This window comes from Sulfuricystis thermophila (assembly GCF_004323595.1).
GTDB classification, from domain to species: domain Bacteria; phylum Pseudomonadota; class Gammaproteobacteria; order Burkholderiales; family Rhodocyclaceae; genus Sulfuricystis; species Sulfuricystis thermophila.
In genome coordinates, this window is the sequence record NZ_AP019373.1 from 1,073,959 (window position 1) to 1,093,863 (window position 19,905).

Annotated in this window: 18 protein-coding genes; 7 read left to right on the top strand and 11 right to left on the bottom strand. The window is 64.5% G+C overall.

The genetic code is table 11. The features are described from left to right. The first annotated feature begins 55 nt into the window (after window positions 1-55). Together M52SOB_RS05475 and M52SOB_RS05480 are read left to right on the top strand one after the other, a co-directional pair. The gene (locus M52SOB_RS05475) at window positions 56-1,309 is read left to right on the top strand and encodes a D-amino acid dehydrogenase (RefSeq protein WP_131110940.1); all 1,254 of its coding nucleotides are present in this window, start codon (window positions 56-58) and stop codon (window positions 1,307-1,309) included. Window positions 1,310-1,366: 57 nt separating this feature from the next. Continuing rightward, a complete protein-coding gene (locus M52SOB_RS05480) occupies window positions 1,367-3,136 on the top strand; it encodes a DEAD/DEAH box helicase (RefSeq protein WP_172601755.1) in 1,770 nt (589 codons plus the stop codon). A gap of 83 nt (window positions 3,137-3,219) precedes the next feature. On the opposite strand, the gene M52SOB_RS05485 is transcribed toward M52SOB_RS05480, so the two are convergent. The 4 genes from M52SOB_RS05485 to M52SOB_RS05500 are packed head-to-tail and all read right to left on the bottom strand — an operon-like array spanning window position 3,220 to window position 6,206. After that, window positions 3,220-4,374, bottom strand: a complete 1,155-nt coding sequence (locus M52SOB_RS05485) for an ABC transporter substrate-binding protein (RefSeq protein WP_131110942.1) — start codon at window positions 4,372-4,374, stop codon at window positions 3,220-3,222. A gap of 45 nt (window positions 4,375-4,419) precedes the next feature. Beyond that, the gene (locus tag M52SOB_RS05490) at window positions 4,420-5,145 is read right to left on the bottom strand and encodes a UDP-2,3-diacylglucosamine diphosphatase (protein WP_131112446.1); all 726 of its coding nucleotides are present in this window, start codon (window positions 5,143-5,145) and stop codon (window positions 4,420-4,422) included. Then, window positions 5,142-5,633 (bottom strand): peptidylprolyl isomerase, encoded by a 492-nt coding sequence (locus tag M52SOB_RS05495; RefSeq protein ID WP_131110943.1) that lies wholly within the window; start codon window positions 5,631-5,633, stop codon window positions 5,142-5,144. Before M52SOB_RS05495 ends, M52SOB_RS05490 begins: the two co-directional genes overlap by 4 nt. A gap of 12 nt (window positions 5,634-5,645) precedes the next feature. Then, window positions 5,646-6,206, bottom strand: a complete 561-nt coding sequence (locus M52SOB_RS05500) for a peptidylprolyl isomerase (RefSeq protein WP_131110944.1) — start codon at window positions 6,204-6,206, stop codon at window positions 5,646-5,648. A 67-nt stretch (window positions 6,207-6,273) separates the two neighbouring features. Between M52SOB_RS05500 and cysS the strand changes: the two genes are divergently transcribed. From cysS to tilS, 3 genes are read left to right on the top strand one after another with little or no spacing between them, the layout of a single operon-like run. Continuing rightward, entirely contained in the window at window positions 6,274-7,653 is a 1,380-nt protein-coding gene (gene cysS, locus M52SOB_RS05505; RefSeq protein WP_131110945.1) for a cysteine--tRNA ligase, read from the top strand. A 43-nt stretch (window positions 7,654-7,696) separates the two neighbouring features. Continuing rightward, window positions 7,697-8,665 (top strand): acetyl-CoA carboxylase carboxyltransferase subunit alpha, encoded by a 969-nt coding sequence (locus M52SOB_RS05510; RefSeq protein ID WP_131110946.1) that lies wholly within the window; start codon window positions 7,697-7,699, stop codon window positions 8,663-8,665. Then, a complete protein-coding gene (gene tilS, locus M52SOB_RS05515) occupies window positions 8,634-9,608 on the top strand; it encodes a tRNA lysidine(34) synthetase TilS (RefSeq protein WP_131110947.1) in 975 nt (324 codons plus the stop codon). The genes M52SOB_RS05510 and tilS overlap by 32 nt, the downstream gene beginning before the upstream one ends. Here the strand turns inward: tilS and M52SOB_RS05520 are convergent. From M52SOB_RS05520 to M52SOB_RS05545, 6 genes are all read right to left on the bottom strand, one after another. Continuing rightward, window positions 9,569-10,198 carry a response regulator transcription factor gene (locus M52SOB_RS05520; protein WP_284155219.1) on the bottom strand — a complete coding sequence of 210 codons (630 nt, stop codon included), beginning with the start codon at window positions 10,196-10,198 and terminating at the stop codon, window positions 9,569-9,571. The two genes, tilS and M52SOB_RS05520, sit on opposite strands and share 40 nt — an antisense overlap. Continuing rightward, window positions 10,183-12,138, bottom strand: coding sequence for a sensor histidine kinase (locus M52SOB_RS05525; RefSeq protein ID WP_131110948.1), 1,956 nt, complete (start codon window positions 12,136-12,138; stop codon window positions 10,183-10,185). Before M52SOB_RS05525 ends, M52SOB_RS05520 begins: the two co-directional genes overlap by 16 nt. Window positions 12,139-12,195: 57 nt before the next feature. Then, window positions 12,196-12,576, bottom strand: coding sequence for a hypothetical protein (locus M52SOB_RS05530; RefSeq protein WP_131110949.1), 381 nt, complete (start codon window positions 12,574-12,576; stop codon window positions 12,196-12,198). 181 nt (window positions 12,577-12,757) lie between these two features. Next, entirely contained in the window at window positions 12,758-15,667 is a 2,910-nt protein-coding gene (locus M52SOB_RS05535) for an adenosylcobalamin-dependent ribonucleoside-diphosphate reductase (RefSeq protein WP_131110950.1), read from the bottom strand. 335 nt (window positions 15,668-16,002) lie between these two features. Further along, a complete protein-coding gene (locus M52SOB_RS05540) occupies window positions 16,003-17,913 on the bottom strand; it encodes an ATP-binding cassette domain-containing protein (protein ID WP_131110951.1) in 1,911 nt (636 codons plus the stop codon). Next, window positions 17,914-18,498 carry a malonic semialdehyde reductase gene (locus M52SOB_RS05545; protein WP_131110952.1) on the bottom strand — a complete coding sequence of 195 codons (585 nt, stop codon included), beginning with the start codon at window positions 18,496-18,498 and terminating at the stop codon, window positions 17,914-17,916. A gap of 40 nt (window positions 18,499-18,538) precedes the next feature. On the opposite strand from M52SOB_RS05545, the gene nikR reads away from it, so the two are divergent. Then, window positions 18,539-19,012 carry a nickel-responsive transcriptional regulator NikR gene (nikR, locus tag M52SOB_RS05550; protein ID WP_131110953.1) on the top strand — a complete coding sequence of 158 codons (474 nt, stop codon included), beginning with the start codon at window positions 18,539-18,541 and terminating at the stop codon, window positions 19,010-19,012. A 17-nt stretch (window positions 19,013-19,029) separates the two neighbouring features. Here the strand turns inward: nikR and M52SOB_RS05555 are convergent, their stop codons facing one another. Next, on the bottom strand, window positions 19,030-19,239 hold the full coding sequence (locus M52SOB_RS05555) for a YdcH family protein (protein ID WP_131110954.1): 210 nt from the start codon (window positions 19,237-19,239) through the stop codon (window positions 19,030-19,032). A 100-nt stretch (window positions 19,240-19,339) separates the two neighbouring features. On the opposite strand from M52SOB_RS05555, the gene greB reads away from it, so the two are divergent. Beyond that, the gene (greB, locus tag M52SOB_RS05560; RefSeq protein ID WP_131110955.1) at window positions 19,340-19,900 is read left to right on the top strand and encodes a transcription elongation factor GreB; all 561 of its coding nucleotides are present in this window, start codon (window positions 19,340-19,342) and stop codon (window positions 19,898-19,900) included. Window positions 19,901-19,905: the final 5 nt, after the last annotated feature.

Below are 19,905 nucleotides of genomic sequence, written 5' to 3' on the forward strand. Positions count from 1 at the left end.
GCTGCGGCGTTGTGCAGAGGTTTCATCCTTCCATGGGGTCGGGCAGGAACAGCGAATGCGTATTGTAGTGCTTGGAGCGGGACTGCTCGGTGTCGCCTCGGCCTGGTTCCTCGCCCGGGATGGTCACGAGGTGACCGTCATCGACCGTCAGCCCGGCCCGGCGCTGGAGACCAGCTTCGCCAACGGCGGGCAGATCTCGACCAGTCATGCCGAACCGTGGGCGAATCCCGCGACGCCGCTGAAGATCCTCAAATGGCTCGGTCGCGAGGATTCCCCGCTGTTGTGGCGGTTGCGTGCCGATGCCGCCCAATGGATCTGGGGATTGCGCTTCCTGCGCGAATGCACGCCCGAGCGCACACGCGCCAACATCCGCGCGATCCTCGCGCTGGCGCTCGACAGCCGCGCGCGCGTGAAAGCGTTGCGCCATGAGCTGGGGCTGGAATACGATTGCCTGGAACGCGGCATCCTGCATTACTACACCGACGAGCAGGAATTCGCGCGTGCCATTCCCCAGGCCGAATTCATGCAGCAGTTCGGTTGCGAGCGCAGCGTCAAGTCGGCGGCGGAATGTCTGGCGATCGAGCCGGCGCTCAAGGATTCGACGCTGCCGATCGTCGGCGGCACCTACACGGCCGATGACGAATCCGGCGATGCGCGGCGCTTTACCGTGGCCTTGGCCGGCCATTGCCGTCAGCACGGTGTGACGTTCCGCCACGGCTGCGCGGTCGCCGGCATCGAGGCCGCGGGGGGACGATTCAATGCGGTGCGGCTGGTCGATGACGAACGCATCGCGGCCGAGGCTTGCGTCGTTGCACTCGGCAGCTACACGCCTGGACTGTTGCGGCCGTTGGGCATGCGCCTGCCGATCTATCCCGCCAAGGGCTATTCGATCACCATTGCGCTGTCCCCCGATGCGCCGGCGCCGAGCGTGAGCCTGACCGACGACGGCGCGAAGATCGTCTATTCACGCCTCGGCCAGCGCCTGCGCGTGGCCGGCACGGCCGAATTCACTGGCCTGGACACGTCGATCAATCCCGCGCGCATCGCGCCGCTCATCCGCCGCGTGCGGCAGATCTTCCCGGGTCTCACATTCCGCGACGATGCCGTCGAGCCGTGGGCGGGCCTGCGTCCGGCCACGCCCGGCAACGTTCCGCTGATCGGTCCGACACCGATCGGCGGGCTGTATGTGAATGGCGGCCACGGCACGCTGGGCTGGACCATGGCGGTCGGCTCCGGCCGGCTGCTGGCCGATCTCGTTTCGGGGCATGCGCCGGCCATCGACCCTGCGCCTTACCGGATTCTGCGATAATGCCGGCCCGCGCGGCCTGAATGGCCCTTCTTCTCCCTGCCGGACGCAGGCTTTCCGATGACCGACACCCCCGACTCCTTCGCGGCGCTCGCGCTGCCACCGTATCTCCTTTCCGCGCTCGCCGAAGTCGGCTATGAGACGCCGTCGCCGATCCAGGCCGCCTGCATCCCGCATCTGTTGGCCGGACGCGACCTGCTCGGCGAAGCGCAGACGGGCACCGGCAAGACGGCGGCGTTTGCGCTGCCGATCCTGGCGCGGCTCGATCTGGCCGACAAGCGCCCGCAGGCACTGGTGCTCGCACCGACGCGCGAGCTGGCGATCCAGGTCGCCGAAGCCTTCCAGAAATACGCGCACCAGATGCCGGGCTTCCACGTGCTGCCGATCTACGGCGGCCAGAGCATGGTGATCCAGCTGCGGGCGCTCTCCCGTGGCGCGCAGGTGATCGTCGGCACGCCGGGCCGCATCATGGATCACCTCGAACGGAAGAGCCTCGATCTTGGCCATCTGCGGACGCTGGTGCTCGATGAGGCCGACGAGATGCTGCGCATGGGCTTCATCGACGATGTCGAATGGATCCTCGAACACACGCCGGCGACGCGACAGACGGCGCTGTTTTCGGCGACCATGCCGGAACCGATCCGCCGCATCGCGAGCCGTTATCTGCGCGAGCCGCAGCAGGTCAAGATCCGCGCCGCGACGGCGACGGTGGCGACGATCAAGCAGAAATACTGGAAAGTCACCGGCGCCGACAAGCTCGAAGCGCTGACCCGCATGCTCGAAGTCGAGGAGGATTTCGAGGCGGCGATCGTCTTCGTGCGCACCAAGACCGCGACGGTCGAACTCGCCGAACGGCTCGAAGCCCGCGGCTACGAGGCGGCGGCCTTGAACGGCGACATGACGCAGGGCCTGCGCGAGCAGGTGATCGAGCGGCTGAAGAACGGCAGTCTCGACATCGTCGTCGCCACCGATGTCGCCGCGCGCGGCCTGGACGTGCCGCGCATCAGCCATGTCATCAACTACGACATCCCTTACGACGTCGAAGCCTACGTGCACCGCATCGGCCGCACCGGACGGGCGGGGCGGGCGGGTGTGGCGATCCTGTTCGTTTCCCCCCGCGAGATGAGGATGCTCAAGGCCATCGAGCGCGCGACGCGCCAGCCGATCGAGCCGGTTGGTTTGCCGAGCCGCGGCGAGGTGGCCGAACGACGGGTGCAGCAGTTCCGCCAGCAGATCCTCGACACGCTGGCGCAGGAAAATCTCGACTTCTTCTACGACGTGGTGCGGCGCATGGAAAGCGAAGACGGGCTGGCGACGCGCCAGATCGCCGCCGCGCTCGCCTTTCTCGCCCAGCGCGAGCGGCCATTGCGGCCGGAGGGGCTTGCAGAGCCGGAGGGTGCCGGCCAGATTTCACGCGGCGAGCCGACGCGTGCCGTCTCGCGAGCGCCGACTTTCGAGATGGCGCCAGAGAAGACCGAGCGCAAGCCGCGTCCCGCCCCGGCGCCCAAGCGCGATTTCGACCGTGCGCCGATCGTCCGCTACCGCATCGAAGTGGGCAGGAACCAGGGCGTGCTGCCGAAGGAAATCGTCGGCGCAATCGCCAACGAAGGCGGCATCGACGGTCGGCTGATCGGTCAGATCCACCTGTTCGACGACTACAGCACCGTCGAATTGCCGGAACTGCCGGCCGAAGTGCTCGACATCCTCAAACGCACGCGGGTGAGACACCTGCCGCTGAGGATCCGCCCGGCAAAGGCAGGCGAGGGCGACAAGCCGCGCGCCGCGCGCCGTCCGAGCGCCGCGACAGCCGATAGGCCGCGGCGTCGCTGAGGGAACGCCGAAGCAAGCCGCAAGCGAGACGCCGCGCAACACAGCGATGCACCCGCGCCGCAATTTGATCGGCGGTTGCCTGATCACTGGATCAGCGTCCAGCGCCCGTTCTTCACCGTCATCATCACGCGGGCGCGGGCATCCATGCCGTTGTGATTCTGCGGCGTCATGTTGAACACGCCCTGCGCGCCAACCAGTTCCTTCGTTTGTTCGAGCGCCTCGCGCAGTGCGGCGCGAAATTCGGCACTGCCGGGCTGGGCTTTTTTGAGCGCGACGGGAATCGCCTTTTGCAGCAACAGCCCTGCGTCCCAGGTGTTGGCGCCGAAGGTCGAGGTCGTGCCGGCGCCGAATTTCGCGTCATAGGCTTTGATATAGCCTTGCGCGACGGCCTTGATCGGGTTGCTCGCCGGCAGGTCGTCTGCCACCAGCATCGGGCCGCCGGCCATCAGCGTGCCCTCGACTTTGGCGCCGCCGATACGGATGAAATCGTTGGTGGCGACGCCGTGGGTCTGGTAGAGCCTGCCCTTATAGCCCTTTTCCAACAGCGTCGCCTGGGGCAGCACGGCCGGGCCACCGGTCGCGGCGATGAACACCGCATCGGGCTTCGCGGCGATGATCTTCAGCGCTTGACCGATCACCGACTGGTCGGTGCGCGTGAAGCGTTCGTTGGCGACGATCTTCAAACCCGCTTTCTCGGCCATCGGCGCGAAGACTTTGTACCAGTTCTCGCCATAGGGATCGTTGAAGCCAATGAAGCCGAGCGTCTTGATGCCGCTGGCGACCATGTGCTCGATCACCGCCTCGGCGATCAGGTCGTCGTTCTGCGTGGTCTTGAACACCCACTTCTTTTTTTCATCCATCGGCAGCACGATCGCCGACGAGCCGACCGTCGTTACCAGCGGCACCTTCGCCTCGGCGACGAAGTCGAGGATCGCCAGTGCGGCTGGGGTCGTCGTCGGGCCGATCAGTGCATCGACCTTGTGCTCGGTCAAGAGCTTCTTGACGTTGGTGACGGCATTGGTCGGGTCGGAGGCGTCGTCGAGCACGACATATTCGACCTTCTGCCCGCCGATCTCGGTGGGCAGCAGCGAAACCGTATTCTTCTGCGGGATGCCGATCACGGCGGTGACCCCGGTCGAAGAAGCGATCACGCCGATCTTGATGTCGGCCAGCGCATCGAAGGTCAGGCAGCACAGCGAGAGTAGGGTGGCAAGGAGAGGGAATGCGGGGCGGAGCATGATGGGGTCCTGTGGGTTGAGATGCTTCGGGATTATCGGCATCGCTCAGCGTAGGTCAAGCCAGCGCCAGCCTGCCGGTTCGCAGAAGAGGGCGTTGCCGCGGCCGGGATGCCAGTCGCCGAGCACCCAGCGCGTGCAGATCTTGCCATTGAGGACATACTCATGGCGGCCCTGCCGGTGGGTGTGGCCGTGGATCAATGCTTCGGCACGATGCTCGACGAACCAGGCGGTGACGGCATCGGCATTGACGTCCATGATCTCTGCCGGTTTGTGCCGTTTCTCCGTCTCGCTCATCATCCGTAGCGTTTCGATCTCGCGCTTGCGATCCGCCAGCGGGCGGGCGAGGAAGGCCGCGCGCCACGCCGGGTCGCGCACTTGGGCGCGGAAACGCTGGTAATCGACATCGTCGGTACACAGCGCATCGCCATGCGTCAGCAGCGTTTTCACGCCCGCGATGTCGCGCACACAGGGGTCCGGCAGCAGGGTGAGACCGGCAGCATGGGCGAAATCTTCGCCGACCAGGAAATCGCGGTTGCCGGCCATGAATTCGAGCCGCACGCCGCGGTCGGACAGCGTGCGCAAAGCCGCGACGATCCGGGCATTGAAGGGATCGGCCAGATCGTCATCCCCCGCCCAGTAGTCGAACAGGTCGCCGAGAATCGTCAGACGCTCCGCCCTACGTGCCGGCCCGGCGAGGAAATCGAGGAAGGTCTGCACCGTCCCCGGCTCAGCCGGGGCAAGATGCAGGTCCGAGATGAACAGCTCGCTCAGACGACTTCTGCCTTTTCGATGACGACGTCCTCGACGGGGACATCCTGGTGGAAACCCTTGTTGCCGGTCCTCACGCGCTTGATCTTGTCGACGACGTCCATGCCCTCGACGACGTGCCCGAACACGCAGTAGCCCCAGCCGTTGCCCGACGGCGCACGGAAATCGAGGAAGTCGTTGTCGGCGACGTTGATGAAGAACTGCGCGGTGGCCGAGTGCGGGTCCGAGGTGCGCGCCATCGCGATCGTGCCACGCTGGTTTTTCAGACCATTGGCCGCCTCGTTCTCGATCGGCGCGTTGGTCGGCTTCTGCTTCATGCCGGGTAGGAAGCCGCCCCCCTGGATCATGAAGCCGTCGATGACACGGTGGAAGATCGTGCCGTCGTAATGGCCGGCCTTGACGTAATCGAGGAAGTTGGCGACGGTCTTCGGTGCCTTCTCGGCGTCGAGTTCGAGGGTGATGGTGCCAAGGTTGGTGGTGAGCTTGATCATGTCGGGGGTTCCTTATTTCTTGTCGAGGATGCGGGCGGATTCGATGACGACGGGGGTGAGCGGGACGTTTTGGTGGAAGCCGGCATTGCCGGTGGGGACCTTGGCGATTTTCTGCACGACATCGAGACCCCGCACGACCTGGCCGAATACTGCATAGCCCCAGCCGTCCTGGCCAGGGTAGTCGAGGAAGGCATTGTCCTTGACGTTGATGAAGAACTGCGCCGCGGCCGAGTGTGGATCGCGCGTCCTGGCCATCGCGATGCTGCCGGTGACGTTCTTGAGGCCGTTCTTGGCCTCGTTGGGGATCGGCGCGCGCGTGGGTTTTTCCTTCATGTCGGGCGTCATGCCGCCGCCCTGGATCATGAAGCCGTCGATGACGCGGTGGAAGATCGTGCCGTCGTAGAAACCGTCCTTGACGTACTGCATGAAGTTCTCGGTGGTCTTTGGCGCTCTGGCGGCATCGAGTTCGAGAACGATCACGCCGAGACTGGTCTTCAGCTCGACCTGGGGGTTGGCGGCCGCGGCGGCCAGCGAGAAAAGCAGTGCGGACAACAGGGCAAAGAGGTGCTTCATGGGCTCTCCTGGCAGAACAAAACACGTATGATTCTAGCCTTTCGTTCGACGCTTTCCGCATCCTGCCATGCTGAAAATCTACAACTCGCTGACCCGCACCCTGCAGGAATTCGTGCCCATCGAGCCGGGCAAAGTGCGGCTCTACGTCTGCGGCATGACCGTCTACGACTACTGCCATCTCGGCCACGCCCGCGTGCTGGTGGTCTTCGACATGGTGGTGCGCTGGCTCAAGGCCAGCGGCTATCAGGTCACCTATGTGCGCAACATCACCGACATCGACGACAAGATCATCAAGCGCGCCGCGGAAAACGGCGAATCGATCCGTAGTCTCACCGATCGCTTCATCGCGGCGATGCACGAGGATGCCGACGCTTTAGGCGTGGCGCGGCCCGATTTCGAACCACGTGCCACCGAATACGTGCCGGCGATGCAGGAGCTGATCGCCAAGCTGGAAAAGAACGGCTATGCCTATGTCGCCGCCAACGGCGACGTCTGCTATGCAGTACGCAAGTTTCCCGGCTATGGCAAGCTTTCCGGCAAATCGCTCGAAGACCTGCGCGCCGGCAGTCGTGTCGATGTCATGGAAGGCAAGCACGATCCGCTCGACTTCGTGCTCTGGAAACACGCGAAGCCGGAGGAGGGCGCCGAGGTCAAGTGGGATTCGCCGTGGGGGCCGGGACGTCCCGGCTGGCACATCGAATGCTCGGCGATGAGCTCGCGCCTCTTGGGCGAGCACTTCGACATCCACGGCGGCGGCCAGGATTTGCAGTTCCCGCACCACGAGAACGAGATCGCGCAATCCGAAGGGGCGCATGGCCATACCTTCGTCAATTACTGGATGCACAACGGCTTCGTGCGCGTCGATGACGAGAAGATGTCGAAATCGCTCGGCAACTTCTTCACCATCCGCGAAGTCCTCTGGAAATACCATCCCGAAGTCGTGCGTTTCTTCATCCTGCGCGCGCACTATCGCAGCCCGCTGAATTACTCGGATGCCCATCTCGAGGATGCGAAGGTCGCGCTCACCCGCCTCTACACCGCGCTGAAAGGATTCGTTGTCGAAGCTCGGGTGGATTGGCACGAAGCGCATGCGCAACGTTTCAAAGCGGCGATGGACGACGACTTCGCCACGCCGGAAGCGATCGCGGTGCTGTTCGATCTCGCCAATGAGGTGAATCGCAGCAAGGACGCACGACTGGCCGCGCAGCTGAAGGGCTTGGGTGGCGTATTGGGCCTGCTGCAACGCGATCCGCTCGAATTCCTGCAAGCTGGGCCCGTCGCGGGCGAGAGCATGAGCACGGCGGAAATCGACGCCAAGGTCGCCGCCCGCACCGCCGCGAAGAAGGCAAAGAACTTCGCCGAAGCCGACCGCATCCGCGACGAACTGAAAGCCGCCGGCATCATCCTCGAAGACGGCCCGCAAGGCACCACCTGGCGGCGGGCGTAAAGTCGGCGCTGGCGGAGCGGCACCCTCCGGTAGAATCCCCACCATGAAGACGACCTTTCTGGATTTCGAGCAGCCGATCGCCGAGCTCGAGGAGAAAATCGAGCAGTTGCGTTATGTTCAGGACGACTCGGCGGTGGATATCTCTGACGAGATCGGCCGGCTGGAGAGCAAGAGCGCGGCGCTCGTCAAGGAGATCTACGCCAAGCTGACGCCCTGGCAGATCGCGCAGGTGGCGCGTCATCCGCAGCGCCCCTATACCCTCGATTACATCGGCATGATCTTTACCGATTTCGTCGAGCTGCACGGCGATCGCGCGTTCGCCGACGATCCGGCGATCGTCGGGGGGCTCGCGCGTTTCAATGGCCAGTCCTGTATGGTGATCGGCCATCAGAAGGGGCGCGACACCAAAGAAAAGATCCATCGCAATTTCGGCATGCCCCGGCCCGAGGGCTATCGCAAGGCGCTGCGGCTGATGCGTCTGGCGGAAAAGTTCGGCATGCCGGTGTTCACCTTCGTCGATACGCCCGGCGCCTATCCGGGCATCGGTGCCGAAGAACGCGGCCAGTCCGAGGCGATCGGCCGCAATCTGTATGTGATGGCCGAGCTGAAGGTGCCGCTGGTGTGCACGATCATCGGCGAGGGCGGGTCGGGCGGTGCGCTGGCGATCGCCCAGGGCGACGTGGTGATGATGCTGCAATACGCGACCTATTCGGTGATTTCGCCCGAGGGCTGCGCGTCGATCCTCTGGAAGAGCGCGGAGCGCGCGCCCGATGCGGCCGAGACGCTGGGGATCACGGCTTCGCGCCTGAAGACCCTCGGTCTGATCGATCGCGTCATCAATGAACCGCCGGGCGGCGCACACCGCGATCCGCGTGCGGCCGCGAGCGCGCTGAAGAAGGCCTTGCAGGATGCGCTGCGCGGTCTGCAGGGGCTCTCTGCCGACGAACTCGTCGAGCGCCGTTACCAGCGCTTGATGGGTCATGGCAAATTCAAGGAACTCGCCACCCATTGAGCGGCTGACAGCCGCGCTGGCAGCCTCATTGGCTCGCCATGCGCCGCCCGGCGCCCGGCTGGTGGTCGGATTGTCCGGCGGCATCGATTCCGTCGTCCTGTTGCACGCCTTGGCTCGGCTGCGTCCGGAAGGACTTTCTGCATTGCATGTCCATCACGGCTTGAGTCCGCATGCCGATGCCTGGGCGGATTTCTGCGCCGACTATGCGCGCAGTCTGGGTGTGCCCTTCCGATGCGAACGTGTGATCGTCGAACGCGGCTCTTCAGATGGGCTAGAGGCGGCGGCGCGGCGCGCGCGCCATGCGGTGTTCGCGCGCACGCCGGCGGACTGGATCGTGCTCGCCCATCAGCGCGACGATCAGGCCGAGACCTTGCTGTTCAATCTGTTGCGTGGTGCGGGGCTTGCAGGCGCCGCGGCGATGCAGGAGGCGAGCGGTCGGCTGCTGCGGCCGCTGCTCGACGTTAGCCGCGCCGAGATCGCGGCGTATGCTGAAGCGCAGCACCTGGCCTGGATCGAGGATGAGAGCAATGCCGACATCCGCCACACGCGCAATTTCCTGCGCCATTGCATCCTGAAGCCGCTGGTGCGCCGCTTTCCGGCGGCGACACGCAATCTCGCCGCCGCTGCGGCGCGGTTCAATGAGGCGCAAGAGCTGCTCGACGATCTGGCGCGCCTCGATCTGGCGGGCTCAGAGGGCTTTCCGCTCGACATCGCGCGGCTGAAGGCGCTGCCCGAGCCGCGCGCGCGCAATGCGCTGCGTTACCTGCTGGCGCGGCAGCAGGTGGCGATCCCGAGCGAGGCGCGTCTGCGCGAGGCGCTCAGGCAGATGCTCACGGCAGGTGTCGATCGACATCCGGTCATGCGGCTCGGCGCCCATCGTCTGCTGCGCCGTCGCGGCCTGATCTATCTGGAACCCGGCGGGCCGAGCAGCGAGAGCCGCTGAGCGAGCTCGACTGCGGAGCGCACGCCCATCTTTTCGAAGATGTGCGCGCGGTGCACTTCGACGGTGCGCATCGCGATCGACAGCTCGTCGGCGATCACCTTGTTGAGCTTGCCAGCGAGAATGCGCTCCATCACCTCGCGTTCGCGTTCGGTGAGGGTGGCGAGCCGTTCCAGCACCGCGGCTTTCATGCCGTCCTGCCAGCGCCGATTTTGCTCATGCTGCAGTGCCTCATGCACGCGGTCGGCGAGTTCGTTGTCGTTGAACGGTTTCTCGATGAAGTCGAAGGCGCCGCGCTTCAAGGCTTTCACTGCCAGCGGCACGTCGCCATGGCCGGTGAGGAAGATCACCGGCATCGCGCAGCCGCGCTCGATCAGGCGCTCATGCAGTTCGCTGCCGGTCATGCCGCCCATGCGCAGGTCGAGGATCAGGCAGCCGCTCATCTCGTCGCTGTAGTCGGCGAGAAAGGCTTCGGCCGATTCCCAGGCTCGGCAGGGAATGCCGCGCGAACGCAGCAGCCAGGGGATCGCGTCGCGGAGCGCGGCGTCGTCATCGACGATATAGGCCATGCCGGTGGTCATTGCGAGTTGCATGGTAGCGCGATATGGAAAATCGTGCCGCCCTCGGGATTGGCTTCGAACCAAAGACGGCCATGATGCGCTTCGACGACCGAGCGGCAGATCTTGAGGCCCACGCCGAGACCTTCCTGTTTGGTGGTGTAGAACGGCTCGAACAACTGGCTGACTGTGTCCGGCCCGATGCCGCAGCCCCGATCGATCACCGAAATCAGCACTTGGTCGGCGAGCTGCGCCGCGCGCACGGTGAGGACACGCGCCGCTTCGTCGGTCTGGCCCATCGCTTCGATGCCATTCTTCATCAGGTTGAGGAGAGCCTGGCCGAGCAGGATGCGGTCGGCTTGCAGCAGCGGCAGGTTCGGGGCGATGTCGCGCTGGATGCGCACCCGCTGGCGGCGTGCGTCGCTGTCCAGCAGGGTGATCAGGTCGGCGAGCAGCAGGCCGATGTCGCAGGGTTCACTTTTCGGTTCCTGGCGCCGGACGAATTCGTAGATGCGCCGGATGATGCGGCCGGCGCGCTGGGCCTGCTCCTGGCACTTGGCGATGGCAGCATCGATTTCGCTCTGCGGCGCGCCGGCGGCGATCAGGTTGCGGCAGCCGGTGGCATAGCTGGAAATCGCTGCGAGCGGCTGGTTCAGCTCATGGGCGAGGCTGGAAGCCATTTCACCCATCGTGATCAGGCGGGCGCTCGCCTGGAGACGCTCTTCCTGCTGGCGCGCCAGCTCGGCGATGCGTTTGCGTTCGGTGATGTCGACCACCGAACCCATCCAGCCGGTGTGCCGGCCCTGGCTGTCGATCAGCGGCGCCTCGATGATCAGTGCATCGAAGATTTCGCCGTTGCGCCGCTTGAGCTTGATTTCGAAGCCATTACTGGGGGCCTGGCCGGCGAGCACCTTGGCGTGCATCGCGCGTGTCTCGTCGAGATATTCCTCGGCCCAGTAGGGCATCGGCGGCAGGCGGCCGATCAGCTCTTCCGGTGACCAGCCGACCATGCGGCAGAACGCCGGATTGACGTAGGTGATCATGCCATCGAGATTGCGCGCGCGCAGTCCGGTCTGCACTGAGTCCTCCATCGCCTTGCGGAAGGCCACTTCGTTCTGCAGGGCGCTCTCCGCTGCCAGCCGCCCTTGCACGTGCCGGCGCAGTGTCCATAGACTGAACAGCACCAACGCGGCGAGAAACGCCAGCCCTGCCATGATCACCCGGCCGGTCATCGGCGTGGCGCTGCGGTAGGAAGTCGCATGCAGGATCAGGCCGTGACCGGGCGGATCGAAAGGCATCTGGTAAGCGTTGTCGGTTTCGATCTCCGTGATATTGGAACGCTGGCCAAGGGACTGGCCCGAGGGATCGGCGATCGCGATCTGGTAGCGTTCGGCGATCCACCACGGAACGCCATCCGCCAGCAGGCGGCGTATCGAATAAACCCCGACGACGATGCCGGCCAGTTCTCCGGCGTGGAAAATCGGCACATACACCTCGAATTGCCAGTCGTTGCCGACGGGATAGGGCGGGCCATAGACGGCATGGGCCACCGAAACGGCAAGCCGCTGAGCCGCCATGTCCGCGGCAGACGATGAGGCGAGCGGGTCGTCCGATACCGGTGGGTAGGCATCGAGTTGCTCGCCGGAGGGCGCAAGCCAGCGCACCTGAATGACGCCGGAATTGCTGGCGATGACGGGTGCCGCATGGGCCTGGAAGGTTTCGCGCTGCCCGATGCGCTGTGGATCGAAACGGCCGAGCAGGTCTTCGTTGTGGTGGAGCACGAAGCGCAGATTCTGCTCGAGCCAGAGCATGTCGCTTATCAGCGCCGTGCGTTTTTCTTCCCGGTCGCTGCGCTCGAGGTACCAGAACAGCGCGAAGATGCCGGCGACGAACAGCAGGATCGAGACACGCGGCAGCCACCACCACAGCTGTCCGCTGTTGGTGGCGGGTGGCCGGGCGGGAATGGGTGCGGTCATTCGGACAGGGCAGTGAGCAGAAGCTGCCGACCGCGAAAAAGTCGCCCCGCTACGGCTTCAGGCTGGGCGAGGCTTGTTCGGGTGGTTCTGCGGCTTGCTGCCACCCGGCGGCCGGTTGCCGCCCTGGCCTGGCTTGCCCTTGGTCTTGCCTTTCAGGCGGTGCTTGCCATGGAAGGCAGGCTTGCCGACATAGCTCCCAGGCGGCTGGTTGCCGATGCGGTTGCCTGGAGCGGTCTGGATTTCGAGCTCGTTCAGTTCGTCCCATTCGGCGTCGGTGCGGTCGCGCTCCGGAATCGCCAGCAATTCGCGGATGCGGCGGCGCGGGTCGAATGCCGGGGGTGGGGGTGGCGCGCTGGCCACGACGGGCGCCGCGACCGGTGCGTCGGATGCGGCGACGGGAGAGGAAAGGTCTTCGTTCTCCAAGGGATTCCCGATCAATCAAAAATTGAAAATGGATTTGCTCATTGCATGCTCGGCATGCCTGCCGTCAGAAAATTCTTGGTATGACGGCTGGGGGCGCAAGGCGTATCCCCAAAAAAGCCAGCGTACTCTGACGCTGGCTTCTCATAATGTACCAGAAATTCCGGCCCGGGGGTTGCCCCCTGGGCCGGCTTTGGCTTCAGCCACACGTGCCGACCGCGCCGCAGGCGGTGCAGAAGTCGCAGCCGTCTTTGCGGATCACGGTCATGTTGCCGCATTCCGGGCACAGCGAGCCCTGGGTGACCTTGAGTTCACCCTTCTTGTCGCTCGGCCGCTCGAGGATGCCCATTTCGCGGGTCGGGAACCCTTGTTCGTCGAGGATGCCGAGCATCGCGTAACGGTGGATGATCAGCCGCGCAATGTAGGCCACCGTCGAAGGCCAGTTCTGCTGCTTGTTCGAGCCCGGCACACGGGCCATGAAATCACCCAGGGGCTCGGGGTAGTTCAGGAGCTTCCTGAGTTTCATGCCGATCCAGGCCGGATCCATCACGCGCATGTCGAGCGAGAGCAGCTTGGTCAGGCCGTCGAGCGCACGCGGATAATTGCCAGACAGCCAGCAGGAATAGGGGCGGGTGACGCCGTCGGGCAGCGTGATTTCCTTGAGGCCGAGCACGAAATCCTCGCGCGAGGCCGGGTTGACGATATCGACCGTCCAGGACAGCGTGCCGTCGGTGCCGGTCTTCGGCTCGTCGCGCGAGAACATGCAATCGAGCACGGGGGTGGCGCCGTCGCTGACCAGCGCGCCGAGCTGTTCGCAGCGGTAGCGGATCACCTGCGCCAGCGCCGATACGGCGCCGGGCATCAGCTTCAGCTCGCCATGCGGCGGGAAGGGCATCTCGAAGGGTTCGTCGCCGACCGTGCTGGCCAGCACGTCGAGCTTGAGTTTCAGCCAGGCCGGGTCGTTGGCACGCATGTCCATCGACAGGGTCTTGGCCACCGCACCGAGGCCGCGTGGCTGTTCGGTACCGTTGACCCAGACCTCGAAGGGCACCTGCTGGCGCTTTTCGTTCTCGATCTGGCCGACGAACAGCGCGAACTCGCCGTGCGGCGTCTCGATCATGTAGGTCCAGGCGGCATTGCCGTCGGGCAGACGCGGGCGCCCCGGCCAGCGCAGCGAGGCCAGCACGGGGGCGGGCAGCGAGCCGATCGACAGACGGCGGTTGGCGCCGTCGAGCGTGACGTCCTGCGGCTGTTTCTGGGCGTTCTGCCCCTGGCCCGGTTGCTGCGGTTCGACCGACAGCACGCTGCCGAGCACTGCATTCGGCCGGTAGGTAGCCAGCCCCTTGAGGCCGGATTTCCAGGCGACCAGATAGAGATCCTCGAATTCGGCGTACGGGTAGTCGGCCGGGACGTTGACGGTCTTGGAGATCGAGGTGTCGACGTAGGGGGCGACGGCGGCGACCATTTCCTCATGCGCCTTGGCCGAGATTTCCAGTGCGGTGACGAAATAGTCGGGCAGGGCGTTGGTGTCACCGCCCAGATGCTTGTAAAGCCGCCAGGCGTAATCCTCGACCGCATATTCCTTGTGCGTACCATCCGGCATGCGCTTCTTGCGCATGTAGGTCCAGGAGAAGGGCGGCTCGATGCCGTTCGATGCATTGTCGGCAAAGGCCAGCGAAATGGTGCCGGTCGGCGCGATCGACAAGAGGTGCGAATTGCGGATGCCATACTTTCTGATCGCGTCCTTGATGTGCTGCGGCAGGCGCGAGGCGAAGTTGCCGCCGGTCAGATACAGATCGGCGTTGAACAGCGGGAAGGGGCCGCGCTCCTTGGCGAGCTCCACCGAGGTCAGGTAGGCGCGGTCGCGCATGAATTCGGCGATCTTCGCGGCGGTCCGGCGTGCTTCCTCCGTGTCATAGCGCAGGCCGAGCATGATCAACGCATCGCCCAGACCGGTGAACCCGAGGCCGACGCGGCGCTTGGCGGCGGCTTCGGCCTGCTGTTGCGGCAGCGGCCAGTGGGTGACGTCGAGCACGTTGTCGAGCATGCGGACGGCGACTTCGATGACCTTGCCGAAGCCGGCGTAATCGAAATCGGCGGTTTCCGAGAAGGGCTGGCGCACGAACAGCGTCAAGTTGATCGAACCGAGGCAGCAGCAGCCATAGGGCGGCAGCGGCTGTTCGGCGCAGGGGTTGGTGGCCTCGATCGTCTCGCAGTAGTTGAGGTTGTTGTCCTTGTTCATCCGGTCGATGAACAGGATGCCCGGCTCGGCATGGTCGTAGGTCGAGCGCATGATCTGGTCCCACAGCTCGCGCGCCGGCACCTTGCGATAGACCCACAGCCCGTCATCGCGCTGATAGGCACCGGCCTGCTTCAGCTCGTCGGTGGGTTCGGCGCGATGCACGAGTTCGACCTCGCTCCCTGCTTCGACGGCCTGCATGAACGCATCGGTGACACCGACCGAGATGTTGAAATTCGTCAGGTCGCCATGGTCCTTCGCGTGGATGAAGGCCTCGATGTCCGGGTGGTCGCAGCGCAGCACACCCATCTGCGCGCCGCGGCGCGAACCGGCGGATTCGACGGTTTCGCACGAACGGTCGAAGACGCGCATGTAGGAAACCGGCCCAGAGGCACGCGAGTGGGTACCGCGCACGAAGGCGCCGACCGGGCGGATGCTGGAAAAGTCATAACCGACACCGCCGCCGCGCCGCATCGTTTCTGCGGCCTGCGCCAGCGCGGTATAGATGCCGGGGCGGCCATCCACCACCTCGGAGATCGAGTCGCCGACGGGTTGCACGAAGCAGTTGATGAGGGTAGCGCAGAGATCCGTGCCGGCGGCCGAGTTGATGCGACCGGCGGGAATGAAGCCGTTCTCCTGGGCGTCGAGGAAGCGCTCCTGCCAGTAGGTGCGCCGCTCTTCCGCCTCGACGGAAGCCAGCGCGTGGGCAACGCGCACGCGCACGTCATGGACGTTGCGCTCGTTGCCCTTGGCGTATTTTTCCAGCAATACCTCGCCGGAAATCTCTTGCGGCAACAGCAGGCCGAGCTGCCCGGTGTGTTGCTGCGCTTCGCCAATGCTGTCTAGATCGGTGGTCTGTTCGGTCGTCATTTGTCTCTAACCTCGGGCTGGCAGTGTTGATGGGAAGTCGAGCGGGAAGGAAGCTTAACGAGAACGCTGAAAACCTCAAAGCAAAAAAAATTGCCTATATAAAAATCAATACCTTGCGTTTTCTCTAGTAGCTGCGGTTATTTTTACTACTAGATCTAGTGGGTTTGGCGCGAGAAAAAGGGCACCAAAAATCAGTCTGTTGTGTCGACTTCCGGGTATTCCGGGTCACGCCGATTTTGTTGCGCTGCAATAATGGCAGCGGAAAAAAGGGGCTTGACGAGAATCCGGAAGGCGTTCTTTCCTTCCGGCATCTGGCCGGAAAAAATCCCGCCATATCACTTTAGACGAGTTTCGAGGCTTTCCCAGCGCTCCAGCAGGGCCAACAGTTCATCGTCGATGGCGGCCAGCCGCGCCGCAACGGCTTGCGCCTGCTGCGGGTCGCCATACAGTGCAGGGTCTGAGAGGCGCTGCGCCAGGCTTTTCTGCTCGGCTTCGAGTGTGGCGATGGACTCGGGCAAAGCTTCCAGTTCGCGTTGTTCTTTCCAAGAGAGCCTGTCGGGCCTCGTTTTGCTTTCGTGCCGTCCTGCCAGCGCCGACTTTTGCGAAGCGGATTGTGGCGGCGGATTGCGCGGGGACTCGCGGCGTTCGCTTTGATACGCCGCCCAGTCGCTGTAGCCGCCGGCATTTTCGCGCCAACGGCCATCGCCTTCGGCAGCGATGGTCTGGGTGACGATGGCATCGAGAAAGGCGCGGTCGTGGCTGACCAAAAACACCGTGCCGGGATAGTCCTGCAGCAGGTCTTCGAGCAGGTCGAGCGTTTCGATGTCGAGATCGTTGGTCGGCTCGTCGAGCACGAGCACGTTGGCTGGCCGCGCGAACAGACGCGCCAGGAGCAGGCGGTTCTTTTCTCCGCCGGAGAGCGATTTCACTGGCGAGCGCGCACGTTGCGGCGCGAACAGGAAGTCGCCGAGATAGCCGACGACGTGCTTTCTTTTTCCGCCGATCTCGACCCAGTCCGAACCCGGCGAGATGAGGTCGGCGAGCGTGGCCTCGGGATCGAGCTGGGCTCGGAACTGGTCGAAGTAGGCGATCTCGAGCTTCGTGCCGCGCTTCACCGTGCCGCTGTCGGGCTTGAGTTCACCCAGGATGAGGCGCAGCAGGGTGGTCTTGCCAGCCCCATTGGGGCCGATGATGCCGACGCGGTCGCCCCGGAGGATGCGGCAGGAGAAGTCGCGTACGACGCGCCGCTCGCCGAAGGCCTTGCTGACGTGATCGAGCTCGGCCACCACCTGCCCGCTCTTTTCGCCGGCATCGAGGCGCAACCGCGCCTCGCCGATCCGCTCGCGGCGTGCAGCGCGCTCGGCACGCAGCTGTTCGAGCCGCTGGACGCGGAACACGGCACGGGTGCGGCGCGCCTCGACGCCCTGCCGGATCCACGCTTCTTCTTCCTTCAGCAGTTTGTCGAAACGCTGCTGCGCCTTTGCTTCGTCGGCGAGTTCGCGCTCCTTGCGCTCCCGGTAGGCCGCGAAGCTGCCGGGGTAGCTGGTCAGCCGGCCGCGGTCGAGTTCGACGATCCTCGTGGCTAGCCGGTCGAGAAAGCGCCGGTCGTGGGTGACGAATAGCAGGGTCAGCCGGTTTTCGAGCAGAAAGGTTTCCAGCCACTCGATCGCGTCGATGTCGAGATGGTTCGTCGGTTCGTCGAGCAGCAACACGTCGGGAGCGACGGCGAGTGCCTGGGCCAGCGCGACACGCTTTTTCTGGCCGCCGGAGAGCGTGCCGATCCGCGCATCGGCGTCGAGGGTGAAACGCGCGATCACCTGCTCGGCGCGCGCCTCGTAAGCCCAGACACCGAGGGCTTCCATCTCGTGCTGCAGCGTTTCCATGCGTGCGAGCAACGGCGCCTGGTCGGTCTCGGCGTCCGCCAAGCGATGCGCGACATCGTGATATTCGGCGAGCAGCCGGCTGGTTGCCCCCATGCCGGCGACCACGGTCTCGAATACCGTGAGATCGGGATCGAGCGGCGGCTCCTGGGGCACATAGCCGATCCTGAGGCCGGGCTGCAGCCACAGGGTGCCGTCGTCGAGGTGGGCCTTGCCAGCCAACGCAGCGAGCAGCGAGGATTTGCCGCTGCCGTTCCTGCCGATCAGCGCGACGCGCTCGCCGGCATCGAGCTGGAAATCGGCTGCGTCGAGCAGTGGCACATGGCCGTAGGCGAGGTGGCCGGCGTCGAGTTTGATGAGGGGCATTTACAGAATCTTGCAGACTTCCTCGAAGCTCGGGCGAGGACTGCGCGGGAACAGAGCTGCCGGGTCGCCGTAGCCGAGATTGCAGATGAAGTTGCTCTTGACCGTCGTACCGGCGAAGAATTCGGCATCCACGGCGGCGGCGTCGAAGCCGGACATCGGCCCGCAGTCGAGGCCGAGCGCGCGTGCGGCGAGCATGAAATAAGCGCCCTGCAGGCTGCTGTTGCGGAATGCGGTGGCCTCGATCAGCGCGTCGTTGCCGACGAACCAGGACCTTGCGTCGGTGTGCGGAAACAGTTTCGGCAACTGCTCGTAGAACGCCATGTCCATGCCGAGGATCGCGGTGACCGGTGCGGCGAGCGTCTTGGCGCGGTTGCCTTCCATCAGCAGCGGTACAAGTCGCGCCTTCGCCTCCGGCGACTTGACATAGACCACCCGCAATGGCCAGCAGTTGGCGCTGGTCGGGCCCCATTTCATCAGCTCGTGGAGTTCGACGAGCAGGCTGTCGGGCACCGGTTTGTCCTGCCAGGCGTTGTGAGTGCGTGCGCTGCGGAACAGTTGATCGAGGGCGGCATCATCGAGTTTCATGGCTTATCCTTTCATTGTTGGTGTTGGGGAGAGCGAGACTATGGAACGTATCACCATTTCGTTGGACGAGGCGCTGGCGCGAGAGTTCGATGCGCTGATCGCGCGGCGCGGTTATCGTAACCGCTCGGAGGCAATGCGCGACCTGTTGCGCGAACATCTCGAAACGGCGCGGCGGGGCACCGAGTCGGGGTACTGCGTCGCCAACCTTTCTTATGTCTATAACCATCACGAACGCGATTTGGCCGAGCGGCTGACGAGCCTGCAACACGCTCATCACGACCTGACGGTGGCGACGATGCACGCACATCTCGACCACGACAACTGTCTGGAAAGCGTGATCCTGCGCGGCCCGACCGCCAGCGTGCGCGCTTTTGCCGACGCGCTGATCGCCGAGCGCGGCGTGCGTCACGGGCAGGTGAATGTCGTTTCGGTGGAGATCGAAAACAGTGCCCATGCCCATGGTTACCGGCCGCGCGGCGCGGCGATGCACCAGCATCTGCGGCCGAAGAGCTGAAAGGGCAAGGCAGCCTCTCAGGCGATCAGATCGGGCCCGAGCAACCTCTCTACCGCAGCGATGCGATCCTTGAGCAGCAGCTTGCGTTTCTTCAGCCGGCGCAACAGCAGCTCATCGTGCGGCGGGTTTTCTTCCAGCCGGGCGATGCTGGCATCGAGATCGTGATGCTCGCTCTTGAGTTCTTCGAGCAGCGCCTGCAGGGCTTGCGGATCATCGGGCAGACTCATGGCGTCGATCCTATGCCGAAGCTCGGGGTTTGGCAATCATGCCCGTAAAATGGCGCCCCTGAAAAGCGCAAACTCGGCGCTGGCAAAGCGGCACTGGATCATGAACAAGGCTTTCGTCAAGGAAACCGACCACGAAGACGAGGAGGACGATCTTCCCGGTCAGCCCTCCCTGCCGGCCGGCACCAAGAACTACATGACGCCGGCGGGCCATCGCGCGCTGCGCGAGGAGTTCGAGCGGCTCGTCAAGGTCGAGCGTCCACACCTCGTGCAGGTCGTCGCCTGGGCGGCATCGAACGGCGACCGCTCGGAAAACGGCGACTACATCTACGGCAAGAAGAAGCTCAGGGAGATGGACCGGCGCATCCGTTACCTGCAAAAGCGGCTCGACAATGCCGAAGTGGTCGATCCGGCGTTGCAGACCAATCTGGAGCAGGTGTTTTTCGGCGCCACGGTGACGGTCGGCTATCTCGATGCCGATGAGGCGACTCCGGTCACCTACCAGATCGTCGGCGTCGACGAGGCCGATCCGGCCAACGGCAAGATCAGCTGGATCTCGCCCTTGGCGCGGGCGCTGATGAAGGCGCGCGAGGGCGACGTCGTCAAGTTTCAAAGCCCGATGGGGCTGCGCGAGATCGAAATTCTCGAGATCCGCTACGCTTGAAAAAG